The organism is Streptomyces sp. NPDC090022 (assembly GCF_044748145.1).
GTDB lineage: Bacteria > Actinomycetota > Actinomycetes > Streptomycetales > Streptomycetaceae > Streptomyces.
Window position 1 is genome coordinate 1 of the sequence record NZ_JBIVFN010000033.1, and the last position, 25,994, is coordinate 25,994.

The following is a 25,994-nucleotide window of genomic DNA, read 5'->3' on the forward strand; positions in this document are numbered from 1 at the left end:
CGGCGTTTGAGCGCACGGGCGCGAAGCGCACGTACGGGGCCCGGGGCGGAGCCCCGCCCACCCAGCCGCGTCCGGCGATTGAGGCGCACCCACCCAGCCCCGCCGGCGATTGAGGCGCACCCACCCCAGCCGCACCGGCGTTTGAGGCGCACCCACCCCAGCCCCGCCGGCGTTTGAGGCGCTGGGCCCGCCGGACGGGGTCAGGGGCGGCAGGGGCCGACGGGTGTTAGAGCCAGCCCTTGTCGCGGGCTACGTGGGTCGCCTCCTGGCGGTTGCGGGCGGCCAGTTTCTGGATCGCCGTCGAGAGGTGGTTGCGGACCGTGCCCTGCGACAGGTGCAGCCGCGCCGCCAGTTCCGCGTTGGTCGCGCCCGACTCCGCCGCCCGCAGTACCTCCCGCTCCCGGTCGGTCAGCGGGTTCGCGCCCTCCGCCAGGGCCGCCGCCGCCAGCGTCGGGTCGATCACCCGTTCCCCCGCCAGCACGACCCTGCGGATCGCGTCCGCGAGCTGCGCGGCGGGCGCGTCCTTGACCAGGAACGCCGAGGCGCCCGCCTCCATCGCGCCCCGCAGGTAGCCGGGCCTGCCGAAGGTCGTCAGGATGACGATCTTCAGGCCGGGGCACGCGGTGCGCAGCGCCGCCGCGGCCGCTATGCCGGTCATGCCCGGCATCTCGATGTCCAGCAGGGCCACGTCCAGCTCGTGGGAGAGCGCCGCCGGCACCACCTCGTCGCCCCGTGCGACCTGCGCGACGACCTCCAGGTCCGGCTCCAGGCCGAGCAGCGCCGCCAGGGCCTCGCGCACCATCGACTGGTCCTCGGCGAGCAGGATACGGATCATGATCCCGATCCTAGGGGGACGTGGGCCGTCAGCCGGAAGCCCCGTCCGCGCTCCGGACCCGCCGTGAGCGAGCCGCCGACCGCCGCCAGGCGTTCGGCCAGGCCGGTCAGGCCGTTGCCCCTCGGCGGCTGCGCGCCCGTACCGGCGGCCGCCCCGTCGTCGGTCACCGTCAGCTCGGCCACCGGCCCGGCGAGCGTCTGGCGTACCCCCAGCGTCACCTCGCACCGCCTGGCCCCGCTGTGCCGCACCACGTTCGTCACCGACTCCCGCAGCGACCAGGCGAGCGCCTCCTCCGCCGCCCGCGGCAGGTCCGGCGGCGCCTCCAGCGGCAGTTCGGCCGCCACCCCGGCCGCGGCCAGCGCGGTGCGCGCCCCGGCGAGCTCGCCGGGCAGCGTGGCCCGCCGGTAGCCGGTGACGGCTTCCCGGACGTCCACCAGCGCCTGCCGGCCGACCCGCTCGATGTCGGCGATCTGCTGGGCCGCCTGGTCCGGCCGGCCGGGCAGCATCCGCCCGGCCAGTTCGCTCTTGAGCGTGATCAGGGACAGCGAGTGCCCCAGCAGGTCGTGCAGGTCCCGGGCCATCCGCAGGCGTTCCTCGTTGGCGGCCAGCTGGGCCACCGTCGCCCGCGCCTGCCGCAGCTGCGCGGTCGTACGGATCATCGCCTGTACGCCGATCATCGCGAAGCCGCCGAGCAGCGCCGGGACGACCAGGCCGATCAGGTACGCGTCGCCGCCCGGTACGGCCAGCCCCACCCCGACGAGCAGCGCCGTCGCCGCCGGCACCGTCCAGCGGGCGATCTCGCCGGGGAGCGTGGCGCCGGAGGCGATGGAGACGTAGACGAACAGGACCAGCCACTCCCTGCCGAGGGCCAGGGACAGGACGGTCGCCTGCGCCGCCAGCACGGCCACGCTGAGCAGCAGCCGCCGCAGCGGGGTCCGTCCGGTCGCCCGGAAGATCAGGACGAGGTACCAGGCGACGAAGGCGGCCAGGCCGAGCGCGCCGAGCAGCCGGGCCCCCGTGGAGTGGCCGCCGCCGATCAGGTCCATGACCGGGGCGCCCAGGTAGAAGAGCCAGATGCCCGTCCACACGGCCTTGGTGGCCCGCTGGCGGCGCGTCCCGGGCGTCAGCCCGAGCTGCACCACCGTCTCGTCCCGTGTCGTCGCGGTCACCGGTTCCACCGTCCCCCGCCTCCTCACGCCTTGAGGGAGTCCTTGCGGTACAGCCATGCGGCGGCACCGGCGAACAGGACGAAGTATCCGGTGAGCAGGGCGACGTCCGAGACCTGGGGGGCGTGGCCGAGTTCGATGGCCTGGCCCAGGGCCGCGTAGGCGTGCGTCGGCAGCCATGCGGCGAGCGACCGGAGCCACTGCGGGTAGACGGTGGTCGGCATCCACAGGCCGCCCAGCAGCGACAGCCCGAAGTAGACGATCATCGTGACGGGGCGTGCGGCATCGCCGCTGACGAGGTAGCCCAGCGCCACGCCGAGCGCCGCGAAGACCAGGCTGCCGGCCCAGATGGCGCCGGTCAGGGCGGCCCACTGCCAGGCGTCGAGGCGTACGTCCTTCACGACGGCCGCGACGACGAACACCACGACGATGGACGGCAGCGCGATGACGCCCGCGCTGGCCGTCTTGGCCAGGACGTAGCCGCGGCCGGGCAGGGCGGTCAGCCGCAGCTGACGGACCCAGCCCTTCTCCCGTTCCTTGGCGATGCGTTCGCTGTTGCCCATCAGGGCGGCGGTCAGCGCGCCGAACGAGGCCATGGCGACCATGTAGAAGGCGGCCAGGGTGAGTTCGGTGCCCAGGACCGGCGTGGTGCCGTTCCGGGTGCCGCCGATCAGCAGGAAGAGGGCGGTGGGGTGGACGACGGAGAAGAACAGGAACTTCTTGTTGCGCAGGGCGCGCCGGACTTCGAGCCTGACGAGCTGGTGCATGGCGGTTCAGGCCTCCTCGGTGAGGGCGATGAAGGCCTGTTCCAGGCCGAGGCCCGCGACCTCCAGGTTGCGGGGGTGGAGGCCGAGCGCGTACACGGCGTGCACGGTGGCGTCGGCGTCGCGCGACTGCAGGCGTACGGTCGCGCCGTGGCGTTCGTAGCGGCTGAGCGCCGGCAGGGCGCGCAGCACCGACTCGTCCACGTCGAGGTCGGCGCCGGTCAGGTCGAAGGAGACCTTGCGCGCCCCGGCGCTCGCCTTGATCTCGGCGGCGGTGCCGTCGGCGATCAGCCGGCCCTTGTGGAGCACGAGCACCCGGTCGGCGATCGCGTCCGCCTCCTCCAGGTAGTGGGTGGCGAAGAGGATCGTGCGGCCCTGGCCGGCCTGTTCGCGCAGGGTGGCCCAGAAGGACTGCCGGGAGGTGACGTCCATGCCGGTGGTCGGCTCGTCGAGCACGATCAGGTCGTTCGCGCCGGCGGTGGCGAGCGCGAAGCGCACGCGCTGCTCCTGGCCGCCGGAGAGCTTGTCGACCCTGCGGTCGGCGATGTCCGCGACGCCGGCGCGGCGCAGGACCTCGTCGACGGGGTGGGCGCGCGGGTGCAGGGCGCAGCCGAGGGTGACGATCTCGCGGACGCTCACGTCCTCCATCAGGCCGCCGCTCTGCAGCATCGCGCCGACCCGGCCGGCGGCGACCGCCTCGCGGGGGGTGGTGCCGAAGAGCCGGACGGTGCCGGAGTCGGCGGGGCGCAGGCCCAGCAGCAGGTCGAGGGTGGAGGACTTGCCGGCGCCGTTGGGGCCCAGGAGCGCCACGGTCTCGCCCGGGTGCAGTGCGAGGGTGAGGCCGTCGACCGCCCGGACCGCGCCGTAGCTCTTGGTCACGTGTCCGAAGCTCACCACGGTGGCGGAGGCGGTGTCCGGCCGTGTCGGGGTCGTCGTCTTCATGGCTCCACCCTCGCCGGGCGGGGGTGGCGGCGGCAGTGTCCGCGGTCGTGGAAGCCGGATGACAGATGTCATGCGCCGCGGGTGACACGTGCGCCGGGAACGCGCCGGGCACCGGGAACGCGGCGGCCCCCGCCCGGGTCCGGGTCCGGGTCCGGGCGGGGGCCGTGCGTGACGGCGGGGCGGTCCCGCGCCTACGAGGGGTTGGTGTCGATGACGACCGTCCGCTCGGCGGGGGTCTTGCCGCGCAGCGCCTTGCCGAGGGCGCCGGCGACGTCCTGCGGGGTGACGGCGGTCTTCTCGCCGTTGCCGCGCTCGATCAGGATCCCGTCGAAGGTGTTGCCGTAGAGCTCCTTGAGGGCGTCCAGGTCGTACTTCTCGACGAGCTTGCCGTCGACGGCCTTCATGCTCAGCACCTTGGGCAGGGACTTGCCGGGGCCGAACGCGATGGACTTGGCGCCCGCCTTGACGGTGGCGTTGCCCGACATGGCGGGGGTGGCGAACTCCCGCATGGCCCGGTCGATCTCGGCCTGGTCGACGGTGGGTTCCCGGTTGGTGACCGGGAGCTCGACGGGCTCGGCCTTGCCGGTCTCGACCTGGGTCTTGAAGGCCTCCTTGACCTTCTCGGCGGAGGCGGCGACGTCCAGGGTGCTGCCCGCCTTGCCGGGGACCGCGACTGCCTTGTTCGGCTCGAACTTGATGGTTCCCTCGGAGGCGCTGCCGGCGGTGCCCGCCAGCTCCTGCAGGGCGACCTGGAGCTTCTCGTCGTCGAAGGGCATCACGGCGGTGGCGGCACGTTCCTGGCCGAGCAGCGAGCCGATGACCGTGACGGGGTTGTAGTCGCTGCCCGCCGCACCGCGCACGGTCGCCTGGGCGTCCAGGGTCAGGCCGGCCTTGTCGGGCTTCAGCTCGACCTGCTTGTCGCCGACCTTGAGCTGGACCGGGGCGGCGCTGCGCTCGCCGAAGGCGTTCTGGAGCTTGGCGACGGCCTCGTCGCGGGTGCCGCTGATGTCCACGCCGAGGACGGTGGTGCCCTTGGGCACGTCGGAGTGGTTGAGGAGCAGTCCGGCGCCGTAGGCGACGCCGGCCAGCACGATCACTGCGCCGACGAGCAGGACCAGCTTGGAGCGGCCCTTCTTCTTCGCGGGGGCGGCCTTCGGGGCGGGCTTGGCGCCCGCGGGCACCAGCAGTTCCGGTTCGGGGGCCGGGCGCACCTGCGTGGGCACGGGCCGGGGGCCGGGCGGCGGGACGACGGGCAGCGCGGTGGTGGCCTCGCCGCCGTCCACCTCGGGGCCGGGCCAGCTCGGCGTGAAGCCGGCCGTGTCGTCGTCGCGCGGCGGGTTGACGGGCATGGTGCCGGTGACGGGGCCGGTGGTCGGGCCGCCGGGCGCGTGGCCGCCCTGGGGGCCGAAGCCGGCGCCGGGGGCCGGCGGGGCGAAGCCGTCGGGGCCCGCGCCGTAGCCCTGCGGGCCGGCGCCGTGCGGGCCGGCGCCCACACCGGGGCCGCCGGACGGGAAGCCGGGGCCGCCGGAGCCCACGCCGGGGCCGCGGGGGCCCGGGCCGGGCGGGGCGAAGCCGTCGGAGCCGGCGCCGTACGTGGCCGCGGGCGCGGGCACGGGCGCGGGCGCACCGCCGGGACGGCCGGCGGGCCCGCCCTGGGGGTAGCCGGCGGACGGGCGGGTCGGCAGGCCGGGACGCGCCGGGGGCTGGGCGGCGGCGGGGGCCGCGGGCGCTGCGGCACCGGGACCGGGACCGGCCGCGGCGGCGGGCGGGGCGGCCTTGCGCGGGGCGAACCAGTTGCTGGCGGGCTCGGCGGCCGGTTCGGCCGCCGGCGCCGGCGCGGCGGCCACGGGGGCGGCCGGGGCGGGGGCCGGCGGCGGGGGTTCCGCCGCGGCCCGGGCGTCCCGCTCCGGCTCGCCGGAGGCGACCGGCTTGCGCACGACCACGGGCGGGATCGGGCGCGAACCCGGGATGTTGATCCGGATCCGCGTCGTCAGCGTGGTCTCGGTCTTGGGTCCATCGGCGTCCCCGGCAGGGGTGGACGGCTTCGTCACAGCGTTCTCCTCCGGCCCGTTCGACTGGCCGGTTCCGTACGGCGGCGTACCCGAGGGGTACACGGCTCCACCGCGGCCCTGGGGCCCGGAGGACGAACTGTCAGTTTCACGACTCAAGGCAGGCTCTCCCGGTTGGCTCCGCCGCCCGTCATACCGTGCGCGGGCAGCTCGGCGGCCCGTCCACCATACTGGCCGCCGCCGGGGAGCAACTGTCCCCCGGGAGTCAGGGGTTCTTTCCGGCGCCCGGCGGACGCCGTGCGCCGGGCGTGCACAACCCCGCGCGCGCTTCCCGCCGTAGACCCGAACGGCACGTCACCTGCCGGGCCGCGCGGCCGAAACCGGCCGGTCACCCAGGCCGCGCATCGTGGCACACATCACAGCGACCACAGTTCCGGCCAAAAGGTAGACATACATCCCGATTCCGGCCGAGCTCATCAGGAAGTCGCCCTCGGGCCGCGGGATGCTCAGCAGGACGTACGCCAGGAACCAGCCGGCGGCCGCGGCGCCCACGCCGAGCGCGGTGCCCAGCGCGATCCGGCCCGCCAGGAAGACCCCGGCGACGGCGAGCAGCGCCAGCAACAGCCCGCCGGGGAACCACAGGTCCACCACGAGCCAGCCGGCCGCCCCGGCCAGCAGTCCGGCGACGAACAGGGCGGTGTACACGGCGACGCGGCCCACGGCCGGGACGCCGCTCACACGCCCACCCCGGCGAACAGGTCGCTCTCGCGCTCACCGGCGGGCGCGCCGGAGCGGCCGACGGCCAACTCGTAGTACTCGCGCGTGAACAGGGGCTGCCCGAGGTCGTTGGAGAGCGCGAAGAAGGGGCCGTCGACGGCGATCTGCGTGACGTGCGCGCGCATGGCGGCGGCCTTGGCGGCCGCGTACCTCTCGCCCTCGCCCGCGCCGATCTCGGCGGTGACGCGCTCGTCGGGCACCACGCCGGGCACGTCGTCCGGGGTGGCGACACCGGGGAAGGCGGGGGCGCCGGCGGCGCGCAGGCGGGCGAAGCCCTCCTCGACCACCGAGCGGGGCACCCGGTTCCAGTAGACCTTCGCGATGGTGTGCGGCTCGCCGAGGTCGCGCCGGTACGGCTGTTCGGCGGCGAGTTCGGCGGCGCGCATGGCGACCCGGTGGGCCTGGATGTGGTCGGGGTGCCCGTACCCGCCCTGCGGGTCGTAGGTGACCAGGACCTGCGGGCGCAGCCGGCGGATCACCTCGACGAGGTGGGCGGCGGCCTCGTCCACGTCGGCGTCCCAGAAGGCGCCGGCGCGGTGGTTCTGCGGGACGCCCATCATCCCGGAGTCCCGGAACCGCCCCGGTCCGCCGAGGAAGCGGTGGTCGGTGACACCGAGGGCGGCCATGGCGTCGGCCAGCTCCCCGGCGCGGTGCGCGCCGAGCGTGTCGTCGCGGTCGGCGGCCAGATGGGCGAGACCGGCCGGGATGACCTCGCCCTCCTCGCCGAGGGTGCAGGTCACCAGTGCGACGTGGGCGCCCTCGGCCGCGTACTTGGCCATCGTGACGCCATTGTTGATCGACTCGTCGTCCGGGTGCGCGTGCACGAGAAGGAGACGACGGGCGGGAAGACCGTTCATGGGGCCAAGCCTACGAGGCGCCCCTACAGCTTCAGGCCACTGATCATGCCCGCCACGTTGGAGGTGAGCTGGCTGAGGGTGGGCGCGATCGAGGAACTGGAGAGGTAGAAGCCGAGCAGGACGCAGACCAGCGCGTGTCCCGCCTTCAGTCCGGCCTTGCGGACCAGCAGGAAGACGACGATCGCCAGCAGCACCACGGCCGAGATCGAGAGTGCCACGGCGGTTCACCTCCACATCGGTACGGACATCGGTTCGCGCACACGACGGAGTCATACCCACCGTGCGCTACGGATCATAACTATCCGTACCAGCGCATCCATCGATATCCGGAAGCGCGGGGGGTCGCACGCCGCGCACGGAGGGGGGCACACGGAGGCCGGGCGCCGGGGAACCCGCCCCCGACGCCCGACCGACGGCACCCGCACGGCCGTACGTCCTCCACGTTGCCGGGGTCGCGTATCGCGACAGAGACGGCCAAATTACCGCCCTGTAAACCCAGTTGGGAGAGGGGGCGACCGGTTCCCGCAAAGTTGGCCGGATCATTTCGGGTCGGACGGCGGCGCCGGCGGGACGACCCGCTTCTCCGCCGCGAAGTGACAGGCCGACGGATGGGAGGCCGGCGTCACCGGAAGGCGGAACTCCGGCGGGACGTGCAGCGGCGGGACCTCGGTCGCGCAGCGCTCCTGGGCCTTCCAGCAGCGGGTGCGGAAGCGGCAGCCCGAGGGCGGGTCGGCCGGCGAGGGCACGTCGCCGGAGAGGATGATCCGCTCGCGGCGCAGCCGCGCCCCGGGGTCGGGCACGGGGACGGCGGAGAGCAGGGCCTGGGTGTACGGGTGGGTGGGGTGGTCGTAGATCTGGGCGTCGGTGCCCGTCTCGACGATCCTGCCCAGGTACATCACGCCCACGCGGTCCGAGATGTGCCGCACGATCGACAGGTCGTGCGCGATGAAGACGTAGGCGAGCCCGAACTCGTCCTGGAGCTTCTCCAGCAGGTTGACCACCTGGGCCTGGACCGAGACGTCCAGGGCCGAGACCGGCTCGTCCGCCACGATGATCTCCGGGCGCAGCGCGAGGCCGCGGGCGATGCCGATGCGCTGGCGCTGGCCGCCGGAGAACTGGTGCGGGTAGCGGTTGACGTACTCCGGGTTCAGGCCGACGACGTCGAGCAGTTCCTGGACCCGGCGCCGCCGGTCGCCCTTGGGGGCCACCTCGGGATGGATCTCGTACGGCTCGCCGATGATGTCGCCCACCGTCATCCGGGGGTTGAGCGAGGTGTACGGGTCCTGGAAGACCATCTGGATGTTGCGGCGCACGGCCCTGAGCGCCTTCGGCGAGAGCCGGGTGACGTCCTCGCCCCGGTACGTGATCGAACCCGCCGTCGGGCGCTCCAGGCTGACCAGCAGCCGGGCCACCGTCGACTTGCCGCAGCCCGATTCGCCGACGATGCCGAGGGTCTCGCCCTGCCCGAGGGAGAAGGAGACCCCGTCGACCGCCTTGACCGCGCCGACCTGCTTCTTGAAGACGATGCCCTGGGTGAGCGGGTAGTGCTTGACCAGGTCCGTGACCTCCAGGATGGCGTCAGGCACCGAGGCACTCCTTCCAGAAGTGGCAGGCGCTGGCGCGGGGCGCCGGCGCCGGCGTGACCGGGTACAGCGGCGGCTCGTCGGTGCGGCAGACCGCCTGCGCCATGGGGCAGCGCGGGTGGAAGGCGCAGCCGGCCGGGATCGCCAGCAGGCTGGGCGGCAGCCCCTTGATCGCGTAGAGCTCCTGGCCCTTCTGGTCCAGGCGCGGGATCGAGTCCAGCAGGCCGCGCGTGTACGGGTGGGCGGGCCGCTGGTAGATCTCGTGCACCGGGGCGGTCTCGACGATCCGGCCGGCGTACATGACCGCGATCCGGTCCGCGACGTCCGCCACCACGCCCAGGTCGTGCGTGATGAGCACGAGGCCCATGTCGAGCTCCCGCTGGAGCTCGGCGAGCAGGTCCATGACCTGGGCCTGGACGGTCACGTCGAGGGCGGTCGTGGGCTCGTCCGCGATGATGAGGGAGGGCTCCAGGGCGAGCGCCATGGCGATCATGATGCGCTGGCGCATCCCGCCGGAGAACTGGTGCGGGTAGTCCCCCACCCGCTGCTTCGCGGCCGGGATCCGCACCCGGTCCATCAGCTCCACGGCCCTGGCCCGGGAGTCCTTGCGGGACATGCCGCGATGGACCTCGAACATCTCGCCGAGCTGTGCGCCCACGGTCAGCACGGGGTTGAGGGAGGACAGCGCGTCCTGGAAGATCATCGCCATCTCGGCCCCGCGGATCCTCCGGCGGTCCTCCTCCTTCATCGTCAGCAGGTTCCGGCCCTTGAAGAGGATCTCGCCGCCCGTGATCCGGCCCGGGGGCGTGTCCAGGATCCCCATCACGGCCTGCGCGGTCACGGACTTGCCGGAGCCGGACTCGCCGAGGACCGCGAGCGTCTGTCCCTCGTCCACCGCGTAGGTGACGCCGTTGACGGCCCTGGCGACCCCGTCCCGGGTCCTGAATTCCACGTGGAGGTCGCGGACTTCGAGCAGCATGGCCGGGCTCCTCAGCGCAGCTTGGGGTCGAGGGCGTCGCGCACGGCGTCGCCGAGCATGATGAAGGCGAGCACGGTCACGCTGAGCGCGCCCGCCGGCCAGAGCAGCATGTGCGGGGCGTTGCGGATCTGCGGGGCGGCGTTGGAGATGTCGATGCCCCAGGAGACCGTCGGGGGGCGCAGGCCCACGCCGAGGAAGGACAGCGTGGCCTCCAGCGCGATGTACGTGCCCAGGGCGATGGTGGCGACGACGATGACCGGGGCGACGGCGTTGGGGGCCACGTGGCGCAGCAGCATCCGGCCGTTGCTCGCGCCGAGCGCCCGCGCGGCCTGGACGTAGTCGTTCTGTTTGGCGGTGATGACCGAGCCGCGGCCGATGCGGGCGATCTGGGGCCAGCCGAGCAGCACGATGAACCCGACGACGGGCCACACGGTGGTGCTGGTGACCACGGAGAGGAAGACCAGGCCGCCGAGGACGACGGGGATGCCGAAGAAGATGTCGGCGACCCGGGAGAGCAGCGAGTCGCTCCAGCCGCCGAAGAACCCGGCGAGTCCGCCGAGCGCCGAGCCGAGGAGGGCGGCGCCCAGGGTGGCGCACACGCCGACGGTGATGGAGGCGCGGGCGCCGTACACGGTGCGGGTGTAGACGTCGCAGCCCTGGGTGTCGTACCCGAAGGGGTGGCCGGGGGCGGAGCCCTCCTGCGACTTGGACAGGTCGCAGGAGAGCGGGTCGCCACTGGCGATCAGCTGCGGCCAGATCGCGATGATCACGAGGAAGAGGATCAGCAGCGAGGAGACGACGAAGACGGGGTTGCGGCGCAGCTGGTGCCAGGCGTCGGACCACAGTGAGCGCGCCTTCTCGGCGGGGCCGGGACCGGCGGGCAGGTTCCCGGGCGGGTTCTCCAGGCTCTCGGCCTCGTCCAGCGCGAGGTCCATCGGGCCGCCCTGGCCGGTGGGAGCGATGGCTTCCCCCTTTCCGGGCTCCAGCGGGTCGTAGGCGGGGGGCTCGGGCTCAGACATACCGGATCCTCGGGTCCAGGACCGCGTAGAGCAGGTCGATGAGCAGGTTCGCGAGCAGGAAGACGATGACGAGGATGGTCACGAAGCCGACGACGGTGGGGGCGTTGTTGCGCAGGATGCCCTGGTAGAGCTGGTAGCCGACGCCGTGGATGTTGAAGATCCGCTCGGTGACGATGGCGCCGCCCATCAGGGCGCCGATGTCGGTGCCGATGAAGGTGACCACGGGGATCAGCGAGTTGCGCAGCAGGTGGCGGGTGACGACGCGGCGGCGCGGCAGGCCCTTGGCGGTCGCGGTGCGGACGTAGTCGGCCTTGGCGTTCTCGGCGATGGAGGTCCGCGAGAGCCGGGTGACGTACGCGAGGGAGACCAGCGCGAGGACGATGCCCGGCAGGATCAGCTCGCCGAAGGTCGCCTCGCCGGAGACGGTGGGCCGCACCCAGCCCCACTTGACGCCGAAGAGGTACTGGAGCAGGTAGCCGGTCACGAACGTCGGTACGGAGATGACGACCAGGGTGGCCACCAGCAGGGTGGTGTCGATGGCCCGGCCCCGGCGCAATCCGCTGATCACGCCGAGGGTGATGCCGACGAGGACCTCGATGACGATGGCCACGATCGTCAGCCGCAGGGTGACGGGGAAGGCGGAGGCCATCAGCTCGGTGACGGGCTGGCCGTTGAAGGCCGTGCCGAAGTCGCCCTGGAAGATCTGGCCCATGTAGTGCAGGTACTGCCGCCACAGCGGCTGGTCGAGGTGGAGGTCCTTGCGGATGCGCGCCGCGGTGGCGGGGTCGGGGGCCTTGTCCCCGAAGAGGGCCGCGACCGGGTCGCCGAGCGCGTACACCATGAAGAAGATCAGGAACGTGCTGCCGATGAACACGGGGATCATCTGGAGCAGCCGCCGGATCACATAACGTCCCATGGGGTTCTCCGGGGTGGGGGTGGGTCGAGGGGGGCCTGCCCGGAGGTTCAGCCGACCTTGATGCGGTCGTAGACGGGGACGCTGAACTGGTTCAGCTCGACGGCGGAGAGGCGCTCGGCGTAGCCGGCGCTGCCGTTCTGGTACCAGAGCGGGATGGCGGGCATCTGCGCGGCGAGGATCTGCTCCGCCTGCTGGAAGGTGGCGACGGCCTTGGCGTTGTCGGTCTCGCGGTTCGCGGCGTCGACGAGCTGGTCGAACCGGGCGTTGGAGAACTTGCCGTAGTTGGAGGAGGCGCCGGTGTAGTAGAGCGGCTCCAGGAAGTTCTGGATCAGGGGGTAGTCGCCCTGCCAGCCGGAGCGGAACGGCCCGGTCAGCTTGAAGGCGGTCTGCTGGTTGCGGAAGTCGGCGAAGGTCCCGATGGGGTTGACCGTGCAGACCGGGCCCTGGCCGAGGGCGTTGTTGATGCTGTTGCAGACGGCGTCCATCCACACGCGGTGCGATCCGGTGTCGACGTTCGAGGTGAGGGTCATCTTCCCGCCGGGCAGGCCGCCGCCGGCCTCGATGAGCGCTTTGGCCGCCGCCGGGTCGTACGTGCACAGCTCGCCGCAGACGTCCTTGTAGCCGCCCTGGGAGCCGAGGGCGGAGGAGGTCCAGTCCTTGGCGGGGCTGCGGGTGTTCTGGAAGATCTGCTGGGTGATCTCTTCGCGGTTGATGGCGCGCGAGATGCCCTGGCGGACCTTCTCCATGCCCGGCTTGCCCCAGGCGGGGTCGTACATCGGGAAGGTGAGGGTCTGGATGATGAGGGCGGGCTGGTTGATGTAGCGGTCGCCGAGGTCGTTGCCGACGTTCTTGAGCTGCGAGGCCGGCACGTCGTCGACGAGGTCGAGGTTGCCGGCGATCAGGTCGGTGTAGGCGGTGTTGTTGTCGGTGTAGACCTTCAGGTCCACGCCGCCGTTCTGCGCCTTGTCCGGGCCCGGGTAGCCGTCCCAGGCGCGCAGCTGCATCGCGCTGCCCTTGCTGTACGACTGCACCGTGTACGGGCCGTTGCCGACCGGCTTGGCCAGCCAGCCGGAGTGGTCGGTGAAGAAGGCCCGGGGCAGCGGCGAGAAGGCCTGGTAGCCGAGGGTGTCGGGCCAGGTGGAGAACTTCTCCTTCAGGGCGACGGTGAAGGTCTTGGCGTCCTTGACCACCAGGCCGGACATGGTCTTGGCCGTGGGCTCGCCCTTGGCCGGGTGCACGTCCGCGTAGCCGACGATGTTGTCGAAGAAGGTGGCGTTGTTCTGCTTGTTGCCGACGTCGGCCGCGTAGTTCCAGGCGTCGACGAAGGACTGGGCCGTCACCGGCTCGCCGTTGCTGAACGTCCAGCCGTCCTTCAGGGTGACGGTGAAGTTCTGGTTGTCGGTCGTCTCGATCTTCTCGGCGACCATGTTCTCGGCCGCGCCGGTCTTGGGGTCGTAGCGCTTGAGGCCGCGGAAGAGCATGTCGAGGACCTTGCCGCCCTGCACCTCGTTGGTGTTGGCCGGCTCCAGCGGGTTCTGCGGGTCACCCCAGGAGGAGCTGACGATGTCGGCACCGCCACCGCTGTCGCTGCCGCCGCCGCACGCCGTCGCCGCGAGGGCGAGGACGAGGGCACCTGCGGCCCACGTGGTGCGGGTGGCTCCGCGCATGGAGTGCCTCCTTGGCTCCCAGGACTGACCTGGGGCCCAATGTCACCCCATGCGCGGGGCCTCGCACCGTCGGTTCGCCCGATTGCACCCTCCCGCCACACGGCTGTCACTCCTGGGAGTGGACCGTGATCTCCCAGGTGTCGACGGCGTAGTGCGGGGACATGCCGTGCGCCTCGTAGAGGGCCAGTGCGCCACTGGCGTTGAGGGTGTCCACGCCCAGGCCCATGGTGTCCCGGCCGCGCCCGGCGTACACGGCGAAGCAGTGGCGCAGCAGGTATCCGCCGATGCCCCGGCCGCGGGCCTCCTTGGTGACGCCCAGGGTGCGGATCCAGCCCATGGTGGCCCGGTTGTCGCGGGTCACGGCCACCGCGACGTCGCCCTGGCCCGCCAGGGTGGCGATCCACACGAGGGACCAGTCGAAGCCCGCTTCGAGGCCGAGGTCGTCGAGCCACTGCTGGTAGCTGCGGGGCGTGTGGTCGAAGTGCTCGGCCATCGCCTCCTCCACCAGGGCGTGGGCCAGGCGCCGGTCGGCCTCCTCGCGGCAGTCGCGCAGGGTGAGTCCGGGCAGCGGGGCCGGGGCCGGGTCGGCCTCGGGGGTCAGGGCGCGGGTCATCACGTTGAACCGGCGTACCCGGCGCCAGCCGCGGGCGGCGAGCCGGTCGGTGTCGACGGTGGGGTCGGTGTTGAGGTTGAGGTGGACGACGGCCTTGTCGGCGCCGCCCTCGCGGGCGCGGTCGAAGGCCCGCCGCTCCAGCAGCCCGAGCACGTGCGCGCCGGCGTCCTGGTGCTCGGGCAGCACGTAGTGGTCGGCGTCGATCCGCTCGGGCTCGCCGTCGCACCACAGGCAGGCGTACACGACGAGCCGGTCTCCCTCGAAGGCGAGCCAGGAGTCGTGGGCGAGGTCCATCTCGGGATGGCGCAGTTCCGTCTCGAGCTCGGCGAGGTCGGTCTCCTCCCGGCCGATCTCGATGACGTCGACGGCGTTCATCAGCGCGCAGATGGCGGGTGCGTCCGCCGCGGTCGCGGGCCGCACGGTGAGCGTGTCCATACGGGCCACTGTCCGGTCGTACGCCCGTACGGCGCAAACGATTTAGCCGGACGCGGCGCCGGACGCGCGAGGAGGGCGCAGCCGTGGTGGCTGCGCCCTCCTCACCTCACGCGGTACGCCGGATCAGACGGCCAGGATCGCCTTCTCCTCGGCGAAGTGGCAGGCGGACTCGTGCGCGGCGGGGGTGTCCTTGCCCTTGAAGCGCTCCGGGATCGCCAGCAGCGGCTCCTCGGTGGCGCACTTGTCCTCGGCCTTCCAGCAGCGGGTGCGGAAGCGGCAGCCCGAGGGCGGGTTGGCCGGCGAGGGCACGTCCCCGGTCAGGATGATCCGCTCGCGCGACTCCCGCACCTCCGGGTCCGGGACCGGGACGGCGGAGAGCAGGGCCTGGGTGTACGGGTGGGTGGGGTGGTCGTAGATCTGCGCGTCGGTGCCGATCTCCGCCATCTTGCCCAGGTACATCACGCCCACGCGGTCCGAGATGTGCCGCACGATCGACAGGTCGTGCGCGATGAAGACGTAGGACAGGTCGAACTCGTCCTGGAGCTTCTCCATCAGGTTGATGACCTGGGCCTGCACCGAGACGTCCAGCGCCGAGACCGGCTCGTCGCAGATGATGATCTCCGGGTTCAGCGCGAGGCCGCGGGCGATGCCGATGCGCTGGCGCTGACCGCCGGAGAACTGGTGCGGGTAGCGGTTGATGTACTCCGGGTTCAGACCGACGACGTCCAGGAGCTCCTGGACCTTGCGCCGGCGGTCGCCCTTGGGAGCCACCTCGGGGTGGATCTCGTACGGCTCGGCGATGATGTCACCGACCGTCATCCGCGGGTTCAGCGAGGTGTACGGGTCCTGGAAGACCATCTGGATGTTGCGGCGCACGGCCTTCAGCGCGGCCCCGGACAGCTTGGTGATGTCCTGGCCCTTGTAGAAGACCTCGCCCGAGCTCGCCCGCTCCAGGTTCATCAGCAGCTTGGCGACGGTGGACTTGCCACAGCCGGACTCGCCGACGATGCCCAGGGTCTCGCCCTGGTAGAGGTCGAAGGAGATCCCGTCGACCGCCTTGACCGCACCGACCTGCTTCTTGAACAGGATGCCCTGGGTCAGCGGGAAGTGCTTGACCAGGTTGCGGACCTGGAGGATCGGCTCGCGCTCGGTGGCGTTCTTGGTGAGCTCAGCCATGGATCGTCTCCTTCCAGAAGTGGCACGCGCTGCCGCGGCCGGGCAGTTCGGTGCCGTCCTGCTCCGTGACCGGGTGCAGGGCCGGGATCTCCGTGCGGCAGATGTCCTGCGCCTTGGGGCAGCGCGGGTTGAAGGCGCAGCCGCTGGGGATCTTGAGCAGGTTGGGCGGCAGACCCTTGATCGCGTAGAGCTCCTGGCCCTTCTGGTCCAGGCGCGGGATCGAGTCCAGCAGGCCGCGGGTGTACGGGTGCGACGGGCGCTTGTAGATCTCGTGGACCGGGGCGGTCTCGACGATCCGGCCGGCGTACATGACCGCGATCTTGTCCGCGACGTCGGCGACGACGCCGAGGTCGTGGGTGATCAGGATCATGCCCATGTTCATCTCGCTCTGGAGCTCCGCGAGGAGGTCCATGACCTGGGCCTGGACGGTCACGTCGAGGGCCGTGGTCGGCTCGTCGGCGATGATCAGGTCCGGCTCCAGGGCGAGCGCCATGGCGATCATGATGCGCTGGCGCATACCGCCGGAGAACTGGTGCGGGTAGTCCCCCACGCGCGCCTTGGCGGCGGGGATCTTCACGCGCTCCATGAGCTCGACGGCCTTGACCCGGGCGTCCTTCTTGGACATGCCGCGGTGCACGGTGAACATCTCGCCGAGCTGGTCGCCGACGGAGAAGACCGGGTTCAGGGACGACAGCGCGTCCTGGAAGATCATCGCCATCTTGGCGCCCCGGAGCTTGCGGCGCTCCTCCTCGGGCATGGCCAGGATGTTCTGTCCGTGGAAGCGGACCTCGCCCCCGGAGACGCGTCCGGGCGGGCTGTCGAGGATGCCCATGATCGCCTGCGCGGTCACGGACTTGCCCGAGCCCGACTCGCCGAGCACGGCGAGGGTCTCGCCGGCGCTGACGCTGTAGCTCACGCCGTTGACGGCCTTGGCGACCCCGTCACGGGTCTTGAACTCGACATGGAGGTTGTCGACCTCCAGCAGCGGGGTGCCGGGCTTGGCGCCGGCCTCCGTCCCGCTGAGAATCTCCGACGTCGTCACGCCGCCACCTTCGTCCTGCTTGCTGATGTTGTCTCGGGCCATCGCGGGGACCTACCGCAGCTTCGGGTCGAGCGCGTCACGCAGGCCGTCGCCGACGAAGGCGAAGCCGAGCACGGTGACGACGACGAACAGGCTGGGGAAGATCCACAGGTGGTCCTCGACGCCGATGAACTGCTGGCCGTCGGCGAGCATGTTGCCCCACTCGGGGACGTCGACGGGGACGCCGGCGCCGAGGAAGGACAGCGAGGCCACACCGATGATCGCGGTGCCGACGTTGAACGTCGCGTACACCAGGACCGCGGTCAGCGAGTTGGGCAGGATGTGCTTGCGCACGATCCGGGGACCGCTGGCGCCGAGCGCCTTGGCCGCGTGGACGTAGTCCATCTCACGGACCGACAGGATCGAGCTGCGCAGCAGTCGGGCGACGGTGGCCCACGAGAAGATGGCCAGCGAGATGATGACCGGGGTGACGCCGCGGCCGGTCACCAGGATGATGACCATGGCGCCGATGAGCAGCGGGAACGCCAGGAAGACGTCGACCGCGCGCATGATGATCGTGTCGGCGAACCGGGCGAAGTAACCGGCGATCGCGCCCATGAAGACACCGATCAGCACGGCGAAGAAGATCGACGCGAGACCGACGATGACGGCGATGCGGGCACCGGCCAGCAGGCGCGAGAACACGTCGCGGCCGAGCGAGTCGGTGCCCATCCAGTGCTCGGAGCCCGGCGAGGCCAGGGTGTTCATCAGGTTCTGGGCCTGCGGGTCGTACGGGGTGACCAGGTTGCCGAACGCGGCGGTCAGGAAGAGCACCGAGACGATGCCCAGACCGACGACGGCCAGCTTGTTCTGGAAGAAGCGGTGGCGGATCTCGCCCCACTGGGTGACCTGCTTGGGTGCGGCTTCGGTGGTCGTCGCCGGCGCGGGGGCCTCGTCACCCACCGCCGGGCTCTTGACGAGCTCAGACATAGGAATCTTCTCCTTGGGGGACGGTCAGCTGAGGCGGATGCGCGGGTCGAGGGCTGCGTAGAGCAGGTCCACGACCAGGCTGAGGATGATGAAGATGCCGACGCTGTACGTCACCACACCGACCACGATCGGGTTGTTCTGCTGCTGCACGGCCTGGACCATGGCCAGACCGACGCCGTCCCAGTTGAAGATGGTCTCGGTGATGAGCGCGCCACCGAGCAGACCGCCGAAGGCGATGCCCAGGTAGGTGACGACCGGGATGACGGAGTTGCGCAGGACGTGCTTGAACAGCACACGGCGGCGCGGGAGTCCCTTGGCCACGGCCGTCTTGACGTAGTCGGCGCGCAGCACCTCCAGCATCGTGCCGCGGGTGAGGCGGGCCACGAACGCCACATCGACGATGGCGAGGGTGACCGCGGGAAGGATCAGCGCCTGGAAGTCGTCACCGCCGATCGGCAGGAGTTCCAGCTCGATGGCGAGGAACCGCTTGAGCAGGAAGCCGATGACGAAGGTCGGGAAGCCGACCAGCATGGTCGTCATGAATGTCGTGGTGACATCCAGCATGCTGTATCTCTTCAGCGCGGCGATGATGCCGACGGCCATGCCGAGCGCCGAGACCAGGATGATGGCGAAGACGGCCAGCTTGGCCGTGTTGACCAGCTTCGGGCCGAGGATCTCGCTGACCTCGCGCCGCTGGACGTAGTCCTCGCCGAGGTCACCGGTCGCGACCTTCGAGACGTAGTTGACGTACTGCTCGGGCAGCGACTTGTCCAGTCCGTACCGCTTGTGGAGCTCCGCGACCACGGCGGGGTCGCGTGCCTTGTCGCTGCCCGCGATCGAACCCACGGGGTCGCCGGGGAGGACGAACAGACAAGCGAACAGAACCATGGTCGCGCCGATGAGCGTGATGACCATCTGCCCGAGGCGACGGGCGACGTACCTTCCCATGTTTTGCCTCTCTACCTGGCCGCTTCTGGGAGCAGCGGCCTCCGGTCCTGGTGACGGACCGGCTCTCGGCGGGCGGGGGAGCCCGCGAATGTGAGGGGTGCCGAAGTGGAAACGGCCCTGGCGAGCGGGGCCGCGGCCCACCGGGTCACCCGGGGGCCGCGGCGCGTGCGCTCGTGACGGATCTCCCGTCAGGAACCGCTTACTTCTTGAGCGAGATCTTCTCGAGGATCGGGTCCTCGTTGAAGTTGATGTCGTCCAGACCGTTGAACTTGTCGGTCGCCATCAGGCGGTGCTGGGTACGGTTGAAGGTCGGGATGAGGGCCATGTCGTCCATCGCCATCTTCTCGGCCTGCTGGTACATCTTGATGCGGGCGGCCTCGTCCTTGGTGGCGCGCGCGTCGTCGATCAGCTTGTCGAACGCGGGGTTGTTGTAACGGGCGCGGTTGTCACCCGTGACGTTGCCCTCCGCGTCCTTGGCCATCGAGGTCGAGTGCAGGAGCGGGAAGAGGAAGTTCTCCGGCGTCGGGTAGTCGGCGCCCCACGCGAAGCGGTACAGGCCGGAGGCCGAGGAGCTCTGCTGCTCCTTCAGCATGCCCGGGAAGTCCTTGCCGTCCAGCTTGACCTTGACGCCCAGGACGTCCTCGAGCTGCTTGGCGATGGCCTGGACCCACTCTTCGTGGCCCGCACCGGAGTTGAAGGAGAAGCGGATCTCGGTGCCCGGCTTCAGGCCGCCCTTCTCCGCGTGCTCCTTGGCCTTGGCGACGTCCTGCTTGACGCAGGAACCGCAGATGCCCTTCTGGTACGAGCTCGGGAACGACGGCGGCACGATGGAGGACGACGGGTTCTGGAAGCCCTGGAAGACGCCCTTGGCGATGGCCTCGCGGTCGATCGCGTAGGAGACGGCCAGACGGGCGTCCACGTTGTTCAGCGGAGCGGTGTCGCCGACCGGCAGAACGAAGTTCATGCCGCTGGTGTCCTTGGTCAGCCACTTGCCCTGCGGCTTGTACTTCGCCTCGGCGACCTTCAGCTGCGGGGTCGGGATGTGGGCGTAGTCGAACTTGCCGGCCTGGAAGCCCTCGTACTCGAGCTGCTGGGCGGTCTTGGTGTTGAGGATCTCGATCTCGACCTTGCCGAGCTTCGCCTTCTCCAGGCCGTAGTCGTCGTTGCGGACGAGCTTGATGGCCTTGTTGTGCTCCCAGGCGCCGTCCATCTTGAACGGACCGTTGCCGATGGGGGCCTCGCCGAACGCCTTGTCCTCCTCGCCGACCTTGGCGACCTTCGGGACCGGGCTGTAGGCGTTGTGCGCCGTCTTGAGCGTGAACTCGCAGTCCGGGGCGCTCAGGTCGACCTTGATGGTCGACGCGTCCGGCGTGGTGACACCGGAGAAGGTGGTGGTGGTGCCCTCCTTCAGCTCCTTGTAGCCCTTGATGCCGGCGAAGTGGTACGCGACATCGGAGGCGGCGGCCTTGTGGGCGACACGGGCCCAGCCGCGGGCGAAGGACTCGGCCTCGACCGGCTCGCCGTTCGAGAACTTCGTGCCCTGCTTGACCTTGAAGGTGAAGCTGGTGCAGGACTCGTCCGGGGTGGCCGACTCGGCCAGCATGGGCTCGATCTTGCCGTCCGGCGTGTTTCCGTACAGGCCGGTGAAGAGAGCGTTGGCCACCGTGATACCGGTGGACTCGTGCGCACGGCCCGGGTCGATGGTGTCCGGCTCGGTGCTGCCGAAGCGGAACGTGCCGCCATTGGCACTGCCCGCGTCATCCTTCTTGTCCCCGCCACCACAGGCAGTCGCCGCAAGGGCGACGACGATCGCGCCCGCGACCCACTTGGCGCTCTTGGCACCACGCATGGGTTTCCTCCTCATGAGTCCACTGATCGACTTGAGGGGCACAGGTACGTTTCGCCGACACCCCTGACGGCGATAGGAACAGTGCCCCGAGTGTGCTCGTGAGTCGGCGCTCCCCACAGCGCGTGACCCATTGACCCGAGCTCAATGGAGCCATCCTCAGGGACGCCCAGACCGTAAACCACACTTAAGTGGTCTCGTTTTCACAACATCGATCCCCGCCAGAAACCCGAAATCCGGACAAAGGGATCAGAGACAGACACACGCGAAACGGACGGTTAGCACACCTTCCGGAGTGTGACGGTCGGTATCCGGACATCAGATCGACATAATCCGCTTGACACAAGCGAACAGCCCGGCCCCGCACGAAACCGTGCGGGGCCGGGCTGGGTGACCCTTTGTGAGGTCAGTTACCCCTGGCGACAGGCTACTTGGCGGCCTTGGCGCGGGAGGCGGTGCGCGAGCGCTCCTTCTGGTCCAGGACGACCTTGCGGATGCGCACGGCCTCCGGGGTCACCTCGACGCACTCGTCGTCGCGGCAGAACTCCAGGGACTGCTCCAGGGAGAGCTTGCGCGGCGGGACGATCGCCTCGAAGGAGTCGGCGGAGGAGGAGCGCATGTTGGTGAGCTTCTTCTCCTTGGTGATGTTCACGTCCATGTCGTCGGCGCGCGAGTTCTCGCCGACGATCATGCCCTCGTACACCTCGGTGCCGGGGTCGGTGAACAGCACGCCGCGCTCCTGGAGGTTCGTCATCGCGAACGCGGTGACCGCACCGGCGCGGTCGGCGACCAGGGAGCCGTTGTTACGGGTCTGGAGGGTGCCGAACCACGGCTCGTGGCCCTCGTGGATCGAGTGCGCGATACCGGTGCCGCGGGTCTGGGTCAGGAACTCCGTACGGAAGCCGATCAGGCCGCGGGACGGGACGACGAACTCCATGCGGACCCAGCCGGAGCCGTGGTTGGACATGTTGTCCATGCGGCCCTTGCGGACACCCATGAGCTGGGTGACGGCGCCCATGTGCTCCTCGGGCACGTCGATGGTCATGCGCTCGACGGGCTCGTAGGTCTTGCCGTCGACGTCCTTGGTGACGACCTGCGGCTTGCCGATGGTCAGCTCGAAGCCCTCGCGGCGCATCTGCTCGACCAGGATGGCGAGCGCGAGCTCACCACGGCCCTGGACCTCCCAGGCGTCGGGGCGCTCGGTGTCCAGCACGCGCAGCGAGACGTTACCGATCAGCTCGCGGTCGAGGCGGTCCTTGACCTGGCGGGCGGTGACCTTGCGGTCCTTGACCGCGGCCTTGGCGTCCGCGCCCTTGCCGGTGCCGCCGCGGCCGACCAGCGGGGAGGTGTTGGTGCCGATGACCATGGAGATCGCCGGCTCGTCCACCGTGATCAGCGGCAGCGCGACCGGGTTCTCCGGGTCGGCCAGGGTCTCGCCGATCATGATCTCGGGGATACCGGCGACGGCGCAGATGTCACCGGGGCCGGCGACCTCGGCCGGCTTGCGGGTGAGGGCCTCGGTCATCATCAGCTCGGTGATGCGGACGTTGGAGACGCTGCCGTCCCGCTTGATCCACGCGACCGTCTGGCCCTTGCGCAGCTCGCCCTGCTCGACGCGCAGGAGCGCGATACGGCCGAGGAAGTTGTCGGCGTCGAGGTTGGTGACGTGGGCCTGGAGCGGCGCCTCCTCCTCGTACGTCGGGGCGGGGACGTGCTCGAGGATGGTGGAGAAGAACGGCTCCAGGTTGGTGGAGTCCGCCGGGACGGTGCCGTCCTCCGGCTTGGTCAGCGAGGCGATGCCGTCACGGCCGCAGGCGTAGACGATCGGGAACTCGATCTGGTCCTCGTCCGCGTCCAGGTCCAGGAACAGGTCGTAGGTCTCGTTGACGACCTCGTCGATCCGGGAGTCCGGGCGGTCCGTCTTGTTGATGCAGAGGATGACGGGCATCCGGGCCTGGAGGGCCTTGCGCAGGACGAAGCGGGTCTGGGGCAGCGGACCCTCGGAGGCGTCCACCAGCAGGACGACGGCGTCGACCATCGACAGACCGCGCTCGACCTCGCCACCGAAGTCGGCGTGGCCGGGGGTGTCGATGATGTTGATCGTGATCGGGGCCCCGCCGTCCTTGGGGTGATACTTCACCGCCGTGTTCTTGGCGAGGATCGTGATGCCCTTCTCACGCTCCAGGTCGTTCGAGTCCATCATGCGGTCGTCGAGCTGCTGGTGGGCGGCGAAGGCACCGGCCTGCTTGAGCATGGCGTCGACGATGGTCGTCTTGCCGTGGTCGACGTGGGCGACGATGGCGACGTTTCGGATGTCGTGGCGCGTGGGCACTGCGGCGCTTCTCCCGGGATCGTGGATGGCGTCGCGTACGGTCCGGCACGCGAGCCTCGCCGGGCGGGAAACCTGCCACGGCCTTACCCCATGGTACGTCGCGTGGCGGGAAGCGCCTGCCGGGGGGCTGTCAAGAGGCCGGACGGCTGAGTGCGGGGGTGGCCGTCCGGCGCGGGTCCATCGGGTCAATGGGCAGGTACGACCTTGCCCGCCGGGAATCCGGCGGGCAAGGGAATTGAGTCAGTTCTGAGCTTGCGGCCCGTACGTCACCGGGATGTCGTCACTTGTTCTTCTTGCCCTTCGCGGGGGCGGGCTTCTTCCATCCGATGTCCTGGTAGCGGGGCGCCGCCAGGCCGAAGGCGCCGGCGTTGACCACGCCCGGCTTCGCCGCGACCAGCTCGGGGCGCTGGTAGAGCGGGATGGAGCCGGCGGCGGCCCAGATCCGGGCGTCCGCCTTGCGCATCAGCTCGCGGGACTGCTTCTCGTCGAGCTCGCCGAGCGCCTGGTCGAACAGCTGATCGATGTGGTCGGTGCCGACCCGCGTGTAGTTCTGCTCCACCAGGAGCGAGCCGTCTGCCGCGGGCTCGGGCTTGGCGAAGATCGGGCGGGCGTCGGTGGCCGGGAAGGCCGTCGCGGGCCAGGAGTACAGGGCCAGGTCGTACTGGCCCGAGGCGATGTGGTCCTTGAAGAAACTGTCGTCGGAGACCTTGGTCACCTCGGTGGCGATGCCGATCTTCTTGAGCATCTGGGCGATCCGGTCGCCGACCGCGCGCAGCGACTCCGAGCCGGGGCCCGAGGGCAGGACGAACCGCAGGGCGAGCGGCTTGCCGTCCTTGGCCAGCATGGCCCCGGAGGTCTTGTTGGCCTGCTTGGCGGGCGCCGCCGGCGGGGTGCTGGCGCCGTCGCGGGCCGGGTTGCGCTTGGCGTCGTCGGCGGTGTCGGCGGCGCCGTCGGCGGAGTCGGCCGTGGTACCGGCCCGCAGGGCCTCGGACTGCGCCAGCAGCGCGGCCTCCTGCTCGGCGAAGGGCGCGGGGGCGACCAGGTTCGTCGCGTCCCTGTCCTGCGGGGCGCCCTGGGTGCCCGGCTCGGCGCCCGGGGCGCCCTGGGTCCCCTCGGCGAACGCGTCGGCGTCGACGATCTCGCCGTCGGGCCCGTACGCGAGCCCCTCCGGCAGTTCGCCCTCCGCCGGGCGGACGACGTCGTCACCGGGCAGCCGGTGCACCCCGGCGGGCACGGCGCCGGTGGCCGGCCGGCCCGAGAGCTGGGCGAAGAGCGCCGCGACCCCACCGGACTCCGCGGCCTTCTTGGCCCGCGCGGCCGCCGCCCGCCGCTCGGCCGCCGTGCCCGGGACCGCCCCGGGCGCGTCCGCCGCCGCCCGCGCCGCGGCCCCGACCGCCGAGAGGTCGCCGTTGCGCTCGTCGTCCTGGCCCACGATGTAGAGGCCGTCGTTGCCGGTGCCCGGCCCCGCCGCCCGCTTGGCGTCGTCGCTCCCGGACCGCGGCGCGCCCGCCTTGGTGCCGGCGGGCACGTTGAGCTTGCCGCCCTGGCGCCAGCCGGCGTCGGCGAGCAGCGCCAGGGCCGCCTTGGTGTCCTGGGAGCCGAGGGCGCCGCTGTTGTCGGCGTACGCGTGCTGCCCCGCCAGGGCCAGGTGGCTGCCCACCGGCTTCGCGGGCAGGCCCAGCGGCTTCAGGACGACCTCGGCCAGCGCCTGCCGGTCCAGCGCCCGGGCCACGGCGCGGCGCACCCGCTCGTCGGCCAGCGGTCCGGTGGCCCCGTTCAGTGCGAGCTGCGTGTAGGCGGGCTCCAGGGACTTGCGGACGGTGAAGCCGACCAGCGCCCGCTGCTCCTCGGCGTACGTACGGACGGCCTCCGCCCGCTTCGCCCGCGCCGTCATCTCGGCCTGGACGACCTCCTCGTCCGCGCTGTGGGCGTTCGCCCAGGCCAGCGTCGCCTGGTCCGGGGTGAGCTCGGTGGAGGGCCCGTGCGCCCCCTGGGCCGCCGGGTCCTTGCGCTTGGCCAGCGCGATCCGGTCCGCGGCCGCCCGGTCGATCTCCGCGAGGTCCAGCTTCCCGGCGGCCAGCGCCGCCGGGCGCTGCGCCCGGGGCACGGCGGTGAGGACCAGGGTGTCCAGCTTGGCGGGCCGGCCCCACCAGCGCGGGTTGCGCGAGAGGGCCGCCGTGCCGGTCTTCTTGTCGATCGTGCCGAGGTTGAAGGGGCCGGCGGTCACCTTCAGGGTGCCGCGCGCCCCCTCGTTGAAGGCCTCCGGCGTACCGGTGACCTGCTTGGGGTAGAGCGGGGTGAACAGCGAGCGCCAGTCGGCGTAGGGCTTGGCGAAGGTGACCTTGACCTCCAGGTCGTTCGCCCCGCGCTCGATCTTCTCGATGCGGTCGTAGCCGGCGTTGCGGGCCGTCCAGTACGCCGAGTCCTTGCCGTTCAGGGCGCGCCACTGGGCCACGAAGTCCGGTGCGCCGATCTCGCGCCCGTCGCTCCACACCGCCTGCTGGTTGAGCTTGTACAGGACGACCTGCTTCGGCTCGCGCGCGACGACCTCGGCCTTCTCCAGGTAGTCGGGATCGGCCACCGGCCGGCCCTTGGCGTCCATCACGAACAGCTGGGGCAGCACCGCCCCCGCGATCCGGGACGTGGTGGCGTCGGCGTCGGCCTGGAAGGCGTTCAGGGTCTCGGGCAGGGTGTCCACGGCCCACCGCAGCACACCGCCGTCCTTCACCTGCTCCCGGGCCGTCGCGGCGATGTCCGGCCCGGCGGCGGGCGAGCCTCCCTCGTCGTCGGCCCCGCAGCCCGCGAGCAGCGGCAGCGCGAGGACGCCCGAGGTCAGCAGCGCCAAGGAGCTGCGCCTTCTCTGGGACATGGGTGGTACCTCCGGGGCGGGGCGAGCGGGTCGCGTACTCGATCGCGCACGTCGCGTACGTGATCACGAATGGCGGTATTTGGAGCTGATCACACTGATGTCGAAACCCACTGAAATCGACGCCCCGGCGCGCCCCGCGCACCCGCCGCGCGCCACGCCGCGAACCCCACCCGTGCGGACCAATCCCGCCCGCCCGCGGACGCGCGTTCCCTCGGACGAGGGATGAAAATGGAAGCAGGGAGGGGCGCAC

21 protein-coding genes are annotated in these 25,994 nt (G+C 71.2%); all 21 read right to left on the bottom strand.

What is annotated here, in order from left to right; genetic code table 11:
* Positions 1-226 precede the first annotated feature (226 nt).
* The 21 genes from ACIPXB_RS33780 to ACIPXB_RS33880 all read right to left on the bottom strand — a co-directional run bounded on the left by ACIPXB_RS33780 (position 227) and on the right by ACIPXB_RS33880 (position 25,744).
* Positions 227-835 carry a response regulator gene (locus ACIPXB_RS33780; protein WP_401456227.1) on the bottom strand — a complete coding sequence of 203 codons (609 nt, stop codon included), beginning with the start codon at positions 833-835 and terminating at the stop codon, positions 227-229.
* On the bottom strand, positions 832-2,004 hold the full coding sequence (locus tag ACIPXB_RS33785) for a sensor histidine kinase (RefSeq protein ID WP_401456229.1): 1,173 nt from the start codon (positions 2,002-2,004) through the stop codon (positions 832-834). Before ACIPXB_RS33785 ends, ACIPXB_RS33780 begins: the two co-directional genes overlap by 4 nt.
* A 23-nt stretch (positions 2,005-2,027) precedes the next feature.
* Entirely contained in the window at positions 2,028-2,768 is a 741-nt protein-coding gene (locus tag ACIPXB_RS33790; protein ID WP_401456231.1) for an ABC transporter permease, read from the bottom strand.
* Positions 2,769-2,774: 6 nt separating this feature from the next.
* Complete coding sequence (locus tag ACIPXB_RS33795; protein ID WP_401456233.1) at positions 2,775-3,707, bottom strand: ABC transporter ATP-binding protein; 933 nt, start codon at positions 3,705-3,707, stop codon at positions 2,775-2,777.
* Between the two features lie 191 nt (positions 3,708-3,898).
* Positions 3,899-5,758: a hypothetical protein gene (locus ACIPXB_RS33800; protein WP_401456235.1), complete on the bottom strand. Its 1,860-nt coding sequence runs from the start codon at positions 5,756-5,758 to the stop codon at positions 3,899-3,901.
* Between the two features lie 312 nt (positions 5,759-6,070).
* Positions 6,071-6,454: a DUF6113 family protein gene (locus ACIPXB_RS33805; protein ID WP_401456238.1), complete on the bottom strand. Its 384-nt coding sequence runs from the start codon at positions 6,452-6,454 to the stop codon at positions 6,071-6,073.
* Positions 6,451-7,350, bottom strand: a complete 900-nt coding sequence (gene mshB, locus ACIPXB_RS33810; RefSeq protein ID WP_401456240.1) for an N-acetyl-1-D-myo-inositol-2-amino-2-deoxy-alpha-D-glucopyranoside deacetylase — start codon at positions 7,348-7,350, stop codon at positions 6,451-6,453. Before mshB ends, ACIPXB_RS33805 begins: the two co-directional genes overlap by 4 nt.
* A gap of 23 nt (positions 7,351-7,373) precedes the next feature.
* Positions 7,374-7,568, bottom strand: coding sequence for a hypothetical protein (locus tag ACIPXB_RS33815; RefSeq protein WP_401456242.1), 195 nt, complete (start codon positions 7,566-7,568; stop codon positions 7,374-7,376).
* Positions 7,569-7,889: 321 nt separating this feature from the next.
* Positions 7,890-8,936 (bottom strand): ABC transporter ATP-binding protein, encoded by a 1,047-nt coding sequence (locus tag ACIPXB_RS33820; RefSeq protein ID WP_401456244.1) that lies wholly within the window; start codon positions 8,934-8,936, stop codon positions 7,890-7,892.
* Positions 8,929-9,912 carry an ABC transporter ATP-binding protein gene (locus ACIPXB_RS33825; protein WP_401456247.1) on the bottom strand — a complete coding sequence of 328 codons (984 nt, stop codon included), beginning with the start codon at positions 9,910-9,912 and terminating at the stop codon, positions 8,929-8,931. The genes ACIPXB_RS33820 and ACIPXB_RS33825 overlap by 8 nt, the downstream gene beginning before the upstream one ends.
* 11 nt (positions 9,913-9,923) lie before the next feature.
* A complete protein-coding gene (locus ACIPXB_RS33830) occupies positions 9,924-10,931 on the bottom strand; it encodes an ABC transporter permease (protein ID WP_401456249.1) in 1,008 nt (335 codons plus the stop codon).
* Positions 10,924-11,847 (bottom strand): ABC transporter permease, encoded by a 924-nt coding sequence (locus ACIPXB_RS33835; protein ID WP_401456252.1) that lies wholly within the window; start codon positions 11,845-11,847, stop codon positions 10,924-10,926. The genes ACIPXB_RS33830 and ACIPXB_RS33835 overlap by 8 nt, the downstream gene beginning before the upstream one ends.
* Positions 11,848-11,894: 47 nt before the next feature.
* Complete coding sequence (locus ACIPXB_RS33840; RefSeq protein ID WP_401456254.1) at positions 11,895-13,514, bottom strand: ABC transporter substrate-binding protein; 1,620 nt, start codon at positions 13,512-13,514, stop codon at positions 11,895-11,897.
* A 106-nt stretch (positions 13,515-13,620) separates the two neighbouring features.
* The gene (locus ACIPXB_RS33845) at positions 13,621-14,562 is read right to left on the bottom strand and encodes a GNAT family N-acetyltransferase (RefSeq protein WP_401456256.1); all 942 of its coding nucleotides are present in this window, start codon (positions 14,560-14,562) and stop codon (positions 13,621-13,623) included.
* A 123-nt stretch (positions 14,563-14,685) separates the two neighbouring features.
* Positions 14,686-15,738, bottom strand: a complete 1,053-nt coding sequence (locus ACIPXB_RS33850) for an ABC transporter ATP-binding protein (protein ID WP_401456258.1) — start codon at positions 15,736-15,738, stop codon at positions 14,686-14,688.
* Entirely contained in the window at positions 15,731-16,822 is a 1,092-nt protein-coding gene (locus ACIPXB_RS33855) for an ABC transporter ATP-binding protein (RefSeq protein WP_401456259.1), read from the bottom strand. The genes ACIPXB_RS33850 and ACIPXB_RS33855 overlap by 8 nt, the downstream gene beginning before the upstream one ends.
* A gap of 9 nt (positions 16,823-16,831) precedes the next feature.
* A complete protein-coding gene (locus tag ACIPXB_RS33860; RefSeq protein WP_401456260.1) occupies positions 16,832-17,749 on the bottom strand; it encodes an ABC transporter permease in 918 nt (305 codons plus the stop codon).
* Positions 17,750-17,773: 24 nt separating this feature from the next.
* Positions 17,774-18,697: an ABC transporter permease gene (locus ACIPXB_RS33865; RefSeq protein ID WP_401456263.1), complete on the bottom strand. Its 924-nt coding sequence runs from the start codon at positions 18,695-18,697 to the stop codon at positions 17,774-17,776.
* 199 nt (positions 18,698-18,896) lie between these two features.
* Positions 18,897-20,546: an ABC transporter substrate-binding protein gene (locus ACIPXB_RS33870; RefSeq protein ID WP_401456265.1), complete on the bottom strand. Its 1,650-nt coding sequence runs from the start codon at positions 20,544-20,546 to the stop codon at positions 18,897-18,899.
* Between the two features lie 424 nt (positions 20,547-20,970).
* The gene (typA, locus tag ACIPXB_RS33875) at positions 20,971-22,875 is read right to left on the bottom strand and encodes a translational GTPase TypA (protein ID WP_401456267.1); all 1,905 of its coding nucleotides are present in this window, start codon (positions 22,873-22,875) and stop codon (positions 20,971-20,973) included.
* A gap of 280 nt (positions 22,876-23,155) precedes the next feature.
* Positions 23,156-25,744: an ABC transporter substrate-binding protein gene (locus ACIPXB_RS33880; RefSeq protein WP_401456269.1), complete on the bottom strand. Its 2,589-nt coding sequence runs from the start codon at positions 25,742-25,744 to the stop codon at positions 23,156-23,158.
* Between the last annotated feature and the right edge of the window lie 250 nt (positions 25,745-25,994).